Raw genomic sequence first — 15,040 nt, 5'->3', positions numbered from 1 at the left:
TACCCCGCCGGTCGGACGGCGTTTTGCCGGACGTGAACCGAGCGGGAGTTTACCCAGTTCCTGCTCCGGTGTCGCTGAGCGGAAATAAGGAACGAAGTCTTTGTTTTCACGCACATATCCACGATAGAGCTCGCAGGAAATATCGGAAAGCTCATCCATGATATGACGCCAGCTATCTTTCGGTTCTGGCGGTGGTAACAGGTTGGCCTCCAGAATTGCTCCGGTGTACAGCGACAGGCTGCTGATGGTCACTTCCGGCAGGCCGTATTTAAAGCGGATCATCTCCCCTTGTTCTGTCACGCGCAGACCGCCTTTCAGGCTGCCCGGCGGTTGAGAGAGTAGCGCCGCATGTGCAGGCGCGCCGCCGCGACCAATGGAACCACCGCGACCGTGGAACAGCGTCAGTTCGATACCGGCTTTTTCGCAGGTTTTGATTAGCGCGTCCTGAGCCTGGTATTGCGCCCAGGAGGCCGCCATCACGCCCGCGTCTTTTGCGGAATCAGAATAGCCAATCATGACCATCTGTTTGCCCTGAATAAAGCCGCGGTACCAGTCGATATTTAAAAGTTGAGACATGACGTCATCGGCATTGTTGAGGTCGTCCAGCGTTTCAAATAGCGGAGCGACCGGCATAGCAAAACCAATTCCGGCTTCTTTCAGCAGCAGATGCACGGCCAGCACATCCGACGGAGTTTTCGCCATCGAGATAACATAGGCGGCAATGGAGTCATATGGGGCTTCGGCAATGACCCGACAGGTGTCGAGCACTTCACGGGTGTCGTTGCTCGGTTCCCAGTTACGCGGCAGGAGCGGACGCTTGGAATTCAGTTCGCGGATCAGGAAAGCCTGTTTATCCGCTTCCGACCAGTTTTCGTAGTCGCCAATACCCAGATAACGGGTCAGTTCGCCCAGGGCTTCAGTATGACGGGTGCTTTCCTGGCGAATATCAATACGCACCAGCGGCACACCGAAACACTTCACGCGCCTAAGGGTGTCGAGCAATTCGCCATTGGCGATAATACCCATGCCACAGGCCTGTAGAGACTGGTAGCACGCGTATAGCGGGTCCCAAAGCTGTTCGTTTTGGGTGAGAAGTCCCGCAGGTTTCGGCAATTTCTCGCCTTTCAGACGGGCTTCAAGCCAGGCCTGAGTTGCCATCAGACGAGAACGCAGGGTTTTCATCAGATAGCGATAAGGTTCAGCTGCACCTTCTTCGCCTACCAGCGCCATCAGCTCCGGCGTGGCATCCACCATCGACAGCTCAGAAATCAGAAACTGGATGTCTTTCAGGAACAGGTCTGTCGCTTTCCAGCGGCTGAGCAGCAGCACGTGACGGGTGATATCTGCCGTTACGTTCGGGTTACCATCACGGTCACCGCCCATCCAGGAAGTAAATCGAACCGGGACAAAATCAACCGGCAGCTTATAACCCAGATGCTCTTCCAGTTGTTCATTCAGCTCGCGCAGGTAGTTCGGTACACCTTCCCACAGGCTGTTTTCAACTACCGCGAAACCCCATTTGGCTTCATCAACCGGGCTTGGGCGCAGCTTGCGGATCTCATCCGTATGCCAGGACTGGGCAATGAGCTGACGCAGACGGCGCATCAGTTGGTTGCGTTCATAATCGACGAGGTCTTTGTTATCAAGCTGCTTGAGGCAGGCGTTCACTTCACCCATTTTATGGATCAGCGTACGACGAGTGATCTCGGTCGGGTGGGCGGTGAGTACCAGTTCCAGAGAGAGTGATTCTACGGCTTTCTTGATGGTGGCGTCATTGAGGTTGGGCTGCTCTTTCAGTTTACGCAGAGTGCGAGCAATCACTTCCGGGTTGCTGGCTGCTTCGCCTTTTGGCGAAATGCTGTGGTATTGCTCGGCGGTGTTGGCCAGGTTCAGGAACTGGCTAAATGCGCGGGCAACCGGCAGCAGCTCGTCGTTAGACAGATTTTGCAGTGTGGTGAGCAATTCCTGGCGATTAACTTCATTGCCAGCGCGAGATGATTTGGACAGCTTACGAATTGTTTCTACGCGATCAAGAATGTTCTCTCCCAGCGCATCCTTGATGGTCTCTCCCAGCACTTTGCCGAGCATACTGACATTACTACGCAACGCGGAATATTGTTCGTTCATATTAACCCAGACACCCCATCTATTTTGAATATGTCCTGTATCTTTCGCGCCTGACTATCACGCGAAATCTTGCGGACTTAACTTTTTAGCCGTCTTTTATAAAGCCACGTAAAACACGTGACGTCAATTGCTGCGAAATCGGTTCAGCAAACGAATAAATGCCGTGAATTTACGTTATTTAATTCACATCCAATCAAATAAGCGTTGCTTATGGAAATGTTAAAAAATCACCCCGCTTACCACTAAAGGATTTGCGGGGTGATAAGCAGTTAATGCCAGCAGAAATGATGCACAACCTGGGTGATTAATTCGCGAGTTGGCTTAATAAAGCGTGTTTCCAGATATTCATCCGGCTGATGCGCCTGATTAATAGAACCTGGACCCAATACCAGCGTCGGGCAAAGCGTCTGGATAAATGGCGCTTCGGTGCAGTAGTTCACCACTTCAGTCTGTGCGCCCAGCAGTTTCTCAACCACCTCTACCAGTTGATGGTCAGGCGGACACTCATAGCCTGGAATCGGTGGATGCAGTTCCGATACGGTCAGGCGGCCCGGCCAGCGTTCGCTGACAGGGGCCAGCGCTTCGTTAAGTAACCCATTGAGATCGTTTAGCGTCATACCCGGTAGCGGGCGAATATCCATATGCAGTTCGCAGCAGGCGCAGATTCGGTTGGCGGCGTCGCCACCGTGGATGTGGCCCAAATTTAACGTTGGATACGGAACGGTAAAGGCATCATGGTGATAGCGCGCTTTCAGGTCATCGCGCAGATGCATGATATGGCCGATGGCATCATGCATCAGTTCAATCGCATTAACGCCACGCGCCGGATCGCTTGAATGACCCGATTGTCCCAGAATGCGTATCGCATTAGAGATATGACCTTTGTGTGCGCGAACCGGTTGCAGTGAAGTGGGTTCGCCAATAATCGCGCAGTCTGGGCGCAGAGCAGTGGTTTCAGAAAAGTAGCGAGCTCCCGCCATGCTGGTCTCTTCGTCAGCAGTGGCCAGAATGTAGAGGGGCTTTTTCAGCTTCGTGACGTCGACATCACGCAACGCGTCGAGGATAAAGGCGAAGAAGCCTTTCATGTCCGCCGTACCCAAACCATAGAGCTTATTGTCATGCTCGGTTAGGGTGAACGGATCGCGCGTCCAGCGTCCGTCGTCAAAGGGTACGGTATCGGTATGGCCCGCCAACAACAGACCACCAGAGCCCTGTCCAATGCTCGCCAGCATATTGAATTTATTCCGCGTATCGGGAACCGGCTGGACCTCCACATTGAAGCCTAAATCTTTAAACCAGCCCGCCAACAGAGTGATTAAACCTGCATTGCTTTGATCGAGCGCTTCTTCGGTAGCGCTAATCGATGGCGTGGCAATCAGAGCGCGGTAAATCTCGATAAATGGCGGTAAATTGTTTTTCATTGTTGACACACCTCGGGTCATGATAGTATCAATATTCATGCAGTATTTATGAATAAAAATACATTAACGTTGAGCGTAATAAAACCCACCAAGTGTAAGGTGAGGTGATAAAGGCTTATACCTGGCAACAGAATCTAAGAAGGTGAGCAGCCCCGATGTTGAATACGCTGATTGTGGGCGCCAGTGGCTATGCCGGCGCAGAGCTTGTGACCTATGTAAATCGCCATCCTGATATGACCATAACCGCTTTGACCGTCTCAGCGCAAAGCAATGATGCAGGAAAATTAATCTCCGATTTGCATCCGCAGTTGAAAGGCATTGTCGATTTACCGTTGCAGCCAATGTCAGATATCAGCGAGTTTAGCGCAGGGGTGGATGTTGTGTTCCTCGCAACGGCTCATGAGGTAAGTCATGACCTGGCTCCGCAGTTTTTGCAGGCCGGTTGCGTGGTGTTTGACCTCTCTGGCGCGTTTCGCGTAAATGACGGCGCGTTCTATGAAAAATACTATGGTTTTACCCATCAGCATCCCGACCTGCTGGAGCAGGCAGTTTACGGGCTGGCGGAATGGAAAGAAGACCAACTGAAAGAAGCGAATCTGATTGCTGTGCCGGGTTGTTACCCGACGGCGGCGCAGCTTTCGCTGAAACCACTGATTGACGCCGGGCTGTTGGATCTCAGCCAGTGGCCGGTAATTAATGCGACCAGCGGCGTAAGCGGCGCGGGCCGTAAAGCGGCTATCTCTAATAGTTTTTGCGAAGTAAGCCTGCAACCATATGGCGTGTTTACCCATCGTCATCAGCCGGAAATCGCTACTCATCTGGGGGCTGAAGTGATTTTCACCCCGCATCTGGGCAACTTCCCGCGCGGAATTCTGGAAACTATCACTTGCCGCCTTAAAGCGGGTGTAACTCATGCTCAGGTAGCGCAGACGCTGCAACAGGCGTATGGCGATAAGCCGCTGGTGCGTCTGTATGACAAAGGGGTTCCAGCGTTGAAGAATGTGGTTGGATTACCATTCTGCGATATCGGGTTTGCTGTGCAGGGTGAGCATCTGATCGTTGTGGCGACGGAAGACAACTTATTGAAAGGCGCGGCGTCACAGGCGATGCAGTGCGCAAATATTCGTTTTGGCTTTGCCCAAACGCAGTCTCTTATTTAAGGGTGCAACAATGAATCCATTAATTATCAAGCTGGGCGGCGTTTTACTGGATAGTGAAGAGGCGCTGGAGCGCTTGTTTACCGCACTGGTGAATTATCGTGAGTCGCACCAGCGTCCGCTGGTCATTGTGCACGGTGGCGGCTGCGTGGTCGACGAGCTGATGAAGCAACTGAATCTGCCGGTGAAAAAGAAAAATGGTCTGCGCGTCACGCCTGCCGATCAAATTGAAATTATTACCGGTGCCCTGGCGGGAACGGCGAATAAAACCTTGCTGGCCTGGGCGAAAAAGCATCACATCGCGTCTGTTGGTCTGTATCTTGGCGATGGCGACAGCGTAAAAGTGACGCCGCTCGATAAAGAACTGGGTCATGTTGGACTGGCGCAGCCGGGTTCGCCTAAGCTGATTAACACGCTGCTGGAAAGCGGTTTTCTGCCGGTAGTGAGCTCTATTGGTGTCACTGATGATGGTCTGCTGATGAACGTGAATGCCGATCAGGCTGCAACAGCGCTGGCGGCAACACTGGGTGCGGATCTGATCCTGCTCTCTGATGTGAGCGGTATTCTGGATGGCAAAGGCCAGCGCATTGCCGAAATGACCGCGGCGAAAGCGGAACAGCTGATTGAACAGGGCATTATTACCGATGGCATGATCGTGAAGGTGAATGCAGCGCTGGATGCCGCGCGTACGCTGGGCCGTCCGGTGGATATCGCCTCCTGGCGTCATGCAGAGCAACTTCCGGCGCTGTTTAACGGCACGCCAATTGGTACGCGTATTCTGGCTTAACTATTAATGTGCCGGATGGCGGCTTCGCCTTATCCGGTCTACGTGGGTTTTGTAGGCTCGGTAAGCGCAGCGCCACCGGGCAAAAATATCATATTAAGGAAATTCGTTATGGCACTTTGGGGTGGGCGTTTTACACAGGCAGCAGATCAGCGGTTCAAACAGTTCAACGACTCGTTGCGTTTTGACTACCGCCTGGCAGAACAGGATATTGTTGGCTCTGTGGCCTGGTCCAAAGCGTTGGTAACGGTAGGTGTACTGACTGCCGATGAACAGCTGCAGTTGGAAGAGGCGCTGAATAACCTGCTGGAAGAGGTTCGCGCGAATCCTCAGCAGATTTTGCAAAGCGATGCCGAAGATATTCACAGTTGGGTGGAAGGTAAGCTGATTGATAAAGTCGGCCAGCTTGGTAAAAAACTGCATACCGGGCGTAGCCGTAATGACCAGGTCGCGACCGATCTCAAGCTGTGGTGCAAAGACACGGTTATCGAATTACTGTCGGCCAATCGTCAGTTGCAAACTGCGCTGGTGGTGACGGCGGAGAATAACCAGGACGCCGTCATGCCGGGTTACACCCACCTGCAACGTGCGCAGCCGGTGACGTTTGCTCACTGGTGTCTGGCCTATGTTGAAATGTTGGCGCGTGACGAGAGCCGTTTGCAGGATGCGCTCAAACGCCTGGACGTCAGTCCGTTAGGCTGCGGCGCGTTGGCGGGTACGGCGTATGAAATCGATCGAGAGCAGTTGGCGGGTTGGTTGGGCTTTGCCTCTGCAACGCGCAACAGCCTGGACAGCGTTTCTGACCGTGACCACGTGCTGGAGTTACTCTCCGACGCCTCTATCGGCATGGTACACCTGTCGCGTTTTGCTGAAGATCTGATTTTCTTTAACACCGGCGAAGCGGGCTTTGTTGAACTCTCCGACCGTGTGACTTCCGGTTCATCTCTGATGCCGCAGAAGAAAAACCCGGATGCGCTGGAGCTGATCCGTGGCAAATGCGGTCGCGTGCAGGGTGCGCTGACCGGCATGATGATGACTTTAAAAGGCCTTCCACTGGCATACAACAAAGATATGCAGGAAGACAAAGAAGGGCTGTTCGACGCGCTCGACACCTGGCTGGACTGTCTGCATATGGCCGCGCTGGTGCTGGATGGAATCCAGGTGAAACGTCCGCGTTGCCAGGAAGCGGCGCAGCAGGGTTATGCTAACGCCACTGAGCTGGCGGATTATCTGGTGGCGAAAGGCGTCCCGTTCCGCGAAGCGCACCATATTGTGGGGGAAACGGTGGTCGAGGCGATTCGTCAGGGCAAACCGCTGGAAGCGCTGTCGCTTGCCGACTTACAAAAGTTCAGCCAGGTGATTGGCGATGACGTTTACCCGATCCTCTCGTTGCAATCGTGTCTGGATAAACGTGCAGCGAAAGGTGGCGTGTCGCCGCAGCAGGTTGCGCAGGCGATCGACTACGCGAAGGCACGCCTGTAGGTCGGATAAGGCGAAGCCGCCATCCGGCACTGTGCGCCGTTCTGCCTGATGGCGCTACGCTTATCAGGCCTACCAAACCATAACCCGGCCGAGCTTTGCGACGCCGGGCTTTTTTTATGCAAAAAAAATGCGGACTCAAGGTCCGCAAAAGTTCACGTTGGCTTTAGTTATTTCGAGTATGAGAGAAACTCTCAAACGGACAGTAGCTTCAAGGGTTAAAGGGGTACCGTTCCGTTTCTGTGGTGCATTATTAAACAGAAAGCTTGATAGGGATAATCGTTCGTTGCTATGCTACCTATCGCTACGAACTATCGTGGCGATGGAGGATGAATAATGAATATTCGTGATCTTGAATACCTGGTGGCACTAGCCGAACATCGTCACTTCCGACGAGCGGCAGACTCCTGTCACGTTAGCCAACCAACGCTGAGCGGGCAGATCCGCAAGCTGGAAGATGAGCTTGGCGTCATGTTGCTGGAGCGTACGAGTCGCAAGGTGCTGTTCACCCAGGCCGGTTTGCTGCTGGTGGATCAGGCGCGCACCGTGCTGCGCGAGGTCAAAGTGCTCAAGGAGATGGCAAGCCAACAAGGCGAGACAATGTCTGGCCCGCTGCATATTGGTTTGATCCCAACGGTGGGGCCATACCTGCTGCCGCATATTATTCCGATGTTGCACCAGACCTTCCCAAAACTGGAGATGTATCTCCATGAAGCGCAGACACATCAGCTGTTGGCGCAACTGGATAGCGGCAAGCTCGACTGCGTCATTCTGGCGCTGGTCAAAGAGAGTGAGGCGTTCATCGAAGTACCGTTATTTGATGAGCCTATGATGCTGGCGATCTATGAAGATCACCCATGGGCAAACCGTGACTGTGTACCGATGTCCGATCTGGCGGGTGAAAAACTGCTGATGCTGGAAGATGGCCACTGTCTGCGCGATCAGGCGATGGGTTTCTGCTTTGAAGCGGGTGCTGATGAAGATACCCATTTTCGGGCAACCAGTCTGGAAACGCTGCGTAACATGGTGGCGGCAGGCAGTGGTATTACCTTACTGCCTGCGCTGGCCGTTCCGCCGGAGCGTAAGCGTGATGGTGTCGTTTATCTGCCATGCATTAAACCCGAACCGCGTCGTACGATTGGTCTGGTGTACCGTCCTGGTTCGCCGCTGCGCAGCCGTTATGAACAGCTGGCAGAGGCCATCCGTGGATCAATGGATGGCCATTTCGACAGTGCGTTAAAACAGGCGGTTTAAGCCATTTAGCGCCGCTACCCGATAGGCTTCTGCCATGGTTGGGTAGTTAAAGGTGGTGTTAACGAAGTACTCGATAGTGTTACCACCACCTTTTTGCTCCATTATCGCTTGTCCGATGTGAATAATTTCGGCCGCGCGCTCCCCAAAGCAGTGGATCCCCAAAATCTCTTTGGTTTCGCGATGGAACAGGATCTTCAGCGTTCCGACACTCATACCCACGATTTGTGCACGTGCCAGATGCTTAAACTGGGCGCGGCCAACCTCGTATGGAACTTTCATTGCCGTGAGCTGCTGTTCTGTTTTACCAACGGAGCTGATTTCCGGAATGGTATAAATCCCGGTTGGGATATCTTCGATCAGATGCGCAGTGGCTTCGCCTTTTACCAGTGCCTGGGCGGCAATGCGTCCCTGGTCGTAGGCCGCCGATGCCAGGCTCGGATAACCAATCACATCTCCTACGGCGTACACATGCGGCAGCGCCGTCTGGTACATGCTATTCACTTTGAGCTGCCCGCGGCTGTCGGTTTTCAGACCAATGTTTTCCAGCGCCAGCGAATCGGTATTACCGGTACGGCCATTGGCGTACAGCAGGCAGTCGGCTTTCAGTTTCTTACCGGACTTCAGGTGCATGATGACGCCGTCATCGCAACCTTCAATCTTCTCATACTCTTCGTTGTGGCGAATGACCACACCGCTGTTCCAGAAGTGGTAAGAGAGCGAGTCGGACATCTCCTGATCGAGGAATGCCAGCAGACGATCGCGGGTGTTGATTAAATCAACTTTGACGTCCATTCCACGGAAGATCGACGCATATTCACAGCCAATGACCCCTGCGCCATAAATCAGCACATGACGGGGTTCGTGGTGCAGGCTCAGGATAGAGTCACTGTCGTAAACCCGGGGATGCGAAAAGTCGACATCAACAGGGCGATAAGGACGCGAACCGCAGGCAATAACAAACTTATCCGCAGTCAGCGTTTCCACCGTACCGTCGTGACATTCCAGGGCGATCGTGTGTTCATCAACAAAACGAGCATTTCCCTGCAAAATTTCGCAGTGGTTGCGCTCGTAAAATCCTTGCCGCATACGCGTTTGCTGATTAATAACGTTATCAGCGTGGTTGAGAATATCGGCGAAAGAAGAACGAAGGAGTCGGGAGTGGTCGCTGTACAGTGGGTTCTGATTGAATTCAATAATGCGGCTGACGGCGTGGCGGAGAGCTTTCGACGGGATGGTGCCCCAGTGGGTACAACCTCCGCCGACGTTATGATAGCGCTCAATTACCGCGACGCGCGCTCCTTGCTTAACCAGACCCATTGCCGCGCCTTCGCCGCCGGGACCGGAACCTATTACTATTGCATCGTAATCGTAAGAATGTGACATGGTCAGGCTTACCTGTTCTTATACATAAAAGCAACAGAATAGTAACATCGTTGTTGAGATAACCCAATTATCGTTGTGCTTTTTTGCGAAGTCGAAGCACAAACTGCGCGTAAACAATCATTCACAAAGCCATGCCAACCGCCTAATCTCTGGTATAGTGCCAGCAAGGTATGTGGAAGGATTCAGACATCGTGATGGGCGTTAGAGCGCAACAAAAAGAGAAAACCCGGCGTTCGCTGGTAGAAGCCGCATTTAGTCAACTCAGCGCTGAGCGTAGTTTTGCCAGCCTCAGTTTACGCGAAGTTGCTCGTGAAGCGGGCATTGCGCCAACCTCGTTTTATCGCCATTTCCGCGATGTGGATGAACTCGGCCTGACGATGGTGGACGAGAGCGGTCTGATGCTGCGTCAGTTGATGCGCCAGGCGCGCCAGCGTATCGCGAAGGGCGGGAGTGTGATCCGCACCTCGGTCTCAACATTTATGGAGTTCATCGGCAACAATCCCAACGCCTTCCGTTTATTATTGCGCGAGCGTTCGGGGACATCCGCAGCGTTTCGTGCAGCGGTCGCTCGTGAAATTCAGCACTTCATCGCGGAACTTGCGGACTATCTGGAACTCGAAAACCATATGCCTCGTGCGTTTACTGAAGCGCAAGCCGAAGCCATGGTAACCATTGTGTTCAGCGCCGGGGCAGAAGCACTGGATGTTGGCGCTGAACAGCGCCGACAGTTGGAAGAGCGGCTGGTATTGCAACTACGCATGATCGCGAAAGGCGCATTTTATTGGTACCGCCGTGAACAAGAGAAGATGACGCACCACTCCGAGTAACGAGAAGGACAAGCAATGAAACAGTCAGGTCAAGATAAAGGTACGCTGCTGCTGGCGCTGGTTGCTGGCTTATCGATCAATGGTACATTTGCGGCGCTGTTTAGCTCCATTGTGCCATTCTCAGTATTCCCGATCATTTCGCTGGTGCTGACGGTGTATTGTCTGCATCAACGCTATCAGAACCGCACCATGCCTGTGGGATTGCCGGGCCTGGCTGCCGCCTGCTTTATCCTCGGCGTTCTGTTGTACAGCACCGTGGTACGCGCTGAATATCCGGATATCGGCTCTAACTTCTTCCCAGCGGTACTGTCGGTGATTCTGGTGTTCTGGATCGGCTTTAAAGTGCGTAACCGTAAGCAGGAAATTGCGGAATAATATTTGTAGGCCGGGCAAGCGAAGCGCCCCCGGCCAGGACATCACTTACTTCGCGGTCAGTAACACGCCGCACTCCATATGGTGCGTATACGGGAACTGATCGAATAGCGCCAGACGTGAAACATTGTGCGTCTGGCTTAACGTTTCCAGGTTTTTACACAGCGTCTCCGGATTGCAGGAGATGTACAGAATGCGCGGATACGCCTGCACCATTTTCTCCGTTTCGCTGTCCAGACCGCTGCGCGGTGGGTCAACGAAGATAGTTTCACATTGGTAACTCTTCAGATCGATTCCCTGCAAACGGTTGAACTCGCGAACGCCGTTCATCGCCTGAGTAAACTCTTCGGCCGCCATGCGGATTATTTGTACGTTTTCAATCTGGTTAGCCGCAATGTTGTACTGTGCAGCAGCAACGGACGGCTTGGCGATTTCCGTCGCCAGTACGCGGTTGAAGTTTTGTGCCAGGGCTAACGAGAAATTGCCATTGCCGCAATACAGCTCCAGCAGGTCGCCTTTTGAGCCCCTGGTGACATCAATCGCCCACTCCAACATCTGAATATTCATGGCGGCGTTCGGCTGGGTGAAGCTGTTCTCAACCTGGCGATAGATAATCTCTTTACCCGCAACCGGCAAGCGTTCGTCAATGTAGTCCTGATCCAGCTCGATTTTGGTTTTGGTTGCCCGGCCAATCAGATGCACATTCAGGTTTTTCGCCCGTAGCGCATCCCGCAGCGTTTCAGCTTCCTGACGCCATTCATCATCCAGCTTTTTATGGTACAGCATCGATACCACCGCCTGACCGCTCAGGGTTGTGAGGTAATCAATCTGAAACAGTTTGTGACGCAGGACGTGGTTGTTGCGAACGCCTTCGATCATTGCCGTCATTAGCGTGTTGATAAGCTCACTGGCTGCCGGGAAGCTGTCGACACGGATACGGTTTTTGGTCTGGCTGTCGAACATGATGTGGTACAGATCATCACCGTCATGCCACAGACGGAATTCCGCGCGCATACGGTAGTGGCTGACCGGTGAGCGAAACACTTCCGGAGCCTGTGCATAAAATGGCGTCATTAAGCTCTGCAGACGCACCACTTTTTCAGCTAACTGTGCGTCGTACTGTTCTGTCGGAAGGTGTTCGGGGGTCATGATGCGTCCTGAAAAATAAAAGTACGCGGGGATTGTAGGGATTGCTCATCAGATGTCCAGTCATTGATGATTTCCGATATTGTGATACGCAGTCTGGACAGTGGGTTGTAACAAACTGTAGCATCCGTTTTCCGGTCCTGTGAGTTAAAAGGGAATCCAGTGTGAATCTGGAGCTGACGCGCAGCGGTAAGGAAGGTAGGGGATGAGCGCACCTGGTGCAGACACTGCGGCATGCCGTGGGAAGTCATCGTCTCTTTAAGTTGCCTCCAAGCCCGAAGACCTGCCGGCTAACGTCGCATCTGGCTTTCATCATCGCGTACTATCGGTGGGACCTGCGGCATCCTTCTTATATTGTGGATGCTTTACAATGATTAAAAAATCGTTGCTGTGCACGGCACTTTCCGTCACGGCATTTTCTGGTTGGGCACAGGATACTAGCCCAGATACTCTCGTTGTTACTGCCAACCGTTTTCAGCAGCCTGTTAATACTGTCCTTGCCCCCACTGATGTGGTGACGCGTGAAGATATTCAGCGCTGGCAGTCAAAAGATCTCAATGATGTCATGCGCCGATTGCCGGGCGTAGATATTTCGCAAAGCGGCGGTATGGGGAAAAGCTCCTCGCTGTATGTTCGCGGTACTGAGTCCCGGCATGTCCTGGTATTGATTGATGGCGTGCCGATGGCGCGTGCGGGCATCGGTAATGCGATTGATATTGGTCAGATTCCGGTATCGTTGGTGCAACGTGTTGAATATATTCGCGGGCCGCGTTCAGCTGTGTACGGATCTGGTGCGATCGGTGGTGTGATGAACATCATTACGATGAGTAATGAAGAGAAATCACAGATCAACGCAGGTATGGGGACTGATGGTTATCAGACCTACGATGGCACGATAAATAAACGATTTGGTGACACGATGGTGACGGCGGCTGGCGCTTACCAGACGACCAAAGGTTTTAACATTCAACCTGATTCCCCTTACAGCGGTGACAGCGATCGCGATGGTTATCGCAACAAACTGTTCTGGGGCGGCTTGCAGCACAAGTTTAACGATAACTTCTCCGGTTTCTTCCGTGGTTACGGCTACACGGCGAATAGCGATTACGATCAGGGCTCTTATGGCTATGCTGGCGGTAATGACGAAGCTCAGAATTACACTCAGTCCTGGGATTCCGGCCTTCGTTACAGCTCAGGTATCTATTCCGCCCAACTGATTGCTAACTACCAGCATCTCAAAGATTACAACTATAGCAATCAACTCGGTCGTTATGCGGGGGATGCTACGCTGGATAATATGGAACAGCGCTATATTCAGTGGGGAAATAACGTTGAGGTTGGGCATGGAGCGATTAGCGGTGGTGTCGACTGGAAACAAGAAAAGCTGACTTCCAGTAGTACCACGAAATCGGACGCTTATAAACGTGATACGACCGGACTTTATCTAACTGGGCAACAACAAATTGATAGCGTCACGCTGGAAGCCTCAGGCCGTGAAGATCATGATGAACAATTCGGCTGGCATGGCACCTGGCAGACTGCTGCAGGCTGGGAGTTTGTTGATGGCTACCGTGCAACGCTCTCTTATGGCACAGGTTTCCTGGCTCCTTCACTTGGTCAGCAATACGGGGCTACGCGTTTTGCCTCTTCCTATGGGCCGGGTATTGCAGCCAACCCGAATTTGAAACCGGAAGAATCTAAACAGTGGGAAGCAGGGATTGATGGATTGACAGGGCCGCTTGATTGGCGTCTTTCTGCATATCATTATGAAATTCAAAACCTGATCGATTACAAGAATAACCAGTACGTCAACGTTAAGTCAGCCACGATTAAAGGGCTGGAATGGACTGGGAATGTTACGACTGGCCCAGTAGATCATCACCTGACGCTACAGTATGTTGACCCGCGGGATGATGATACGAATAAGGTACTCTATCGCCGAGCAAAACAGCAGGTTAAGTATGAGTTAACTGGGCAGGTTCAGGACTTGGGGTGGAACGTTGCTTATCAATATATAGGTGAACGTTACGATAATGATTACGACAATAATCGTGATGTTAAATTGGGCGGCGTCAGCTTGTGGGATATCGGAGTGTCATATCCAATCACCTCACAGCTGACAGTTCGTGGTAAAATCGCCAACCTGTTCGATAAAGATTACGAGACAGTTTATGGCTACGCAACTGCAGGACGGGAATACACCTTGTCTGGCAGCTACACCTTCTGATCCCCGTCCCACCGTGCTGGTGTTTGATTCCGGCGTCGGTGGGTTGTCGGTCTATGACGAGATCCGGCGTCTTCTGCCGGATCTCCACTATATCTACGCTTTCGACAACGTCGCTTTTCCTTATGGAGAGAAGAGCGAGGAGTTTATCGTCGAGCGTGTTGTTGAGATTGTGACTGCGGTCCAGCAGCGCTATCCCCTCTCTCTTGCGGTCATCGCGTGTAATACAGCAAGCACGGTGTCGCTCCCTGCGTTACGTGAGAAATTTGCTTTCCCGGTTGTGGGCGTGGTGCCTGCGATTAAACCGGCAGCGCGACTCACGGCGAACGGTGTTGTGGGGCTACTGGCTACACGTGCAACGGTGAAGCGGTCGTATACCCATGAGCTGATTGCGCGATTCGCTAACGAATGCCAAATTGCAATGTTGGGTTCTGCTGAGCTGGTGGAACTTGCGGAAGCGAAGCTGCACGGTGAAACAGTTTCTCTGGAAGAGCTGCGGCGTATTCTGCGTCCGTGGCTGCGGATGTCTGAACCACCTGACACAGTAGTGCTCGGTTGCACTCATTTCCCTCTATTACAGGAAGAACTTTTACAGGTCCTTCCCGAGGGGACGAGACTGGTGGATTCTGGTGCCGCGATAGCGCGCCGCACGGCCTGGTTGTTAGAGCATGAAGCGCCAGATGCGAAATCAACCGATGAGAATGTCGCATTTTGTATGGCAATGACGACAGAAGCTGAACAATTATTGCCTGTGCTACAGCGCTATGGCTTTAAAACGCTCGAAAAACTGTCAGTTTAAGTGGTTTTGATGAAAAAATACGCACTCGGAAGATTATTTTAAATTTCCCCTTGTCAGCCTGAAATAA

12 protein-coding genes and 1 riboswitch are annotated in these 15,040 nt (G+C 52.6%); of the genes, 8 read left to right on the top strand and 4 right to left on the bottom strand.

Annotated features, from left to right (window positions below; genetic code table 11):
• The coding region (gene ppc, locus FDW94_RS23295) for a phosphoenolpyruvate carboxylase (RefSeq protein WP_137378326.1) at nt 1-2,127 on the bottom strand (2,127 nt) is incomplete at its 3' end.
• A 269-nt stretch (nt 2,128-2,396) separates the two neighbouring features.
• Nucleotides 2,397-3,548: an acetylornithine deacetylase gene (gene argE / locus FDW94_RS23290; RefSeq protein ID WP_137378325.1), complete on the bottom strand. Its 1,152-nt coding sequence runs from the start codon at nt 3,546-3,548 to the stop codon at nt 2,397-2,399.
• 155 nt (nt 3,549-3,703) lie between these two features.
• Between argE and argC the strand changes: the two genes are divergently transcribed.
• From argC to oxyR, 4 genes are all read left to right on the top strand, one after another.
• Entirely contained in the window at nt 3,704-4,708 is a 1,005-nt protein-coding gene (argC, locus tag FDW94_RS23285; protein ID WP_137378324.1) for an N-acetyl-gamma-glutamyl-phosphate reductase, read from the top strand.
• 10 nt (nt 4,709-4,718) lie between these two features.
• On the top strand, nt 4,719-5,492 hold the full coding sequence (argB, locus tag FDW94_RS23280) for an acetylglutamate kinase (RefSeq protein WP_048237071.1): 774 nt from the start codon (nt 4,719-4,721) through the stop codon (nt 5,490-5,492).
• Between the two features lie 108 nt (nt 5,493-5,600).
• Nucleotides 5,601-6,971: an argininosuccinate lyase gene (gene argH, locus FDW94_RS23275; RefSeq protein WP_032945646.1), complete on the top strand. Its 1,371-nt coding sequence runs from the start codon at nt 5,601-5,603 to the stop codon at nt 6,969-6,971.
• Between the two features lie 333 nt (nt 6,972-7,304).
• Nucleotides 7,305-8,222: a DNA-binding transcriptional regulator OxyR gene (gene oxyR, locus FDW94_RS23270; RefSeq protein ID WP_008787060.1), complete on the top strand. Its 918-nt coding sequence runs from the start codon at nt 7,305-7,307 to the stop codon at nt 8,220-8,222.
• Here the strand turns inward: oxyR and sthA are convergent.
• On the bottom strand, nt 8,205-9,605 hold the full coding sequence (sthA, locus tag FDW94_RS23265; RefSeq protein ID WP_003028860.1) for a Si-specific NAD(P)(+) transhydrogenase: 1,401 nt from the start codon (nt 9,603-9,605) through the stop codon (nt 8,205-8,207). The genes oxyR and sthA overlap by 18 nt on opposite strands.
• A gap of 191 nt (nt 9,606-9,796) precedes the next feature.
• On the opposite strand from sthA, the gene fabR reads away from it, so the two are divergent.
• Both fabR and FDW94_RS23255 read left to right on the top strand, forming a co-directional pair.
• Entirely contained in the window at nt 9,797-10,432 is a 636-nt protein-coding gene (gene fabR, locus FDW94_RS23260) for an HTH-type transcriptional repressor FabR (RefSeq protein ID WP_003028862.1), read from the top strand.
• Between the two features lie 15 nt (nt 10,433-10,447).
• Entirely contained in the window at nt 10,448-10,807 is a 360-nt protein-coding gene (locus FDW94_RS23255; RefSeq protein WP_003825114.1) for a YijD family membrane protein, read from the top strand.
• A 45-nt stretch (nt 10,808-10,852) separates the two neighbouring features.
• On the opposite strand, the gene trmA is transcribed toward FDW94_RS23255, so the two are convergent.
• Nucleotides 10,853-11,953, bottom strand: coding sequence for a tRNA (uridine(54)-C5)-methyltransferase TrmA (trmA, locus tag FDW94_RS23250; protein WP_137378323.1), 1,101 nt, complete (start codon nt 11,951-11,953; stop codon nt 10,853-10,855).
• Nucleotides 11,954-12,068: 115 nt separating this feature from the next.
• Nucleotides 12,069-12,256, top strand: a riboswitch (cobalamin riboswitch).
• Nucleotides 12,257-12,320: 64 nt separating this feature from the next.
• Here trmA and btuB point away from each other — a divergent pair.
• Together btuB and murI are read left to right on the top strand one after the other, a co-directional pair.
• Entirely contained in the window at nt 12,321-14,177 is a 1,857-nt protein-coding gene (gene btuB / locus FDW94_RS23245) for a TonB-dependent vitamin B12 receptor BtuB (protein ID WP_032945649.1), read from the top strand.
• The gene (murI, locus tag FDW94_RS23240) at nt 14,122-14,973 is read left to right on the top strand and encodes a glutamate racemase (protein ID WP_003847829.1); all 852 of its coding nucleotides are present in this window, start codon (nt 14,122-14,124) and stop codon (nt 14,971-14,973) included. Before btuB ends, murI begins: the two co-directional genes overlap by 56 nt.
• Nucleotides 14,974-15,040 lie beyond the last annotated feature (67 nt).

Origin of the sequence: Citrobacter sp. wls757, assembly GCF_005280935.1 — a bacterium.
In the GTDB taxonomy this organism is placed as follows: Bacteria; Pseudomonadota; Gammaproteobacteria; order Enterobacterales; family Enterobacteriaceae; genus Citrobacter; species Citrobacter portucalensis.
Note: the sequence above shows the minus strand (reverse complement) of the source record. Positions and strands in the feature narration are given on the sequence as shown.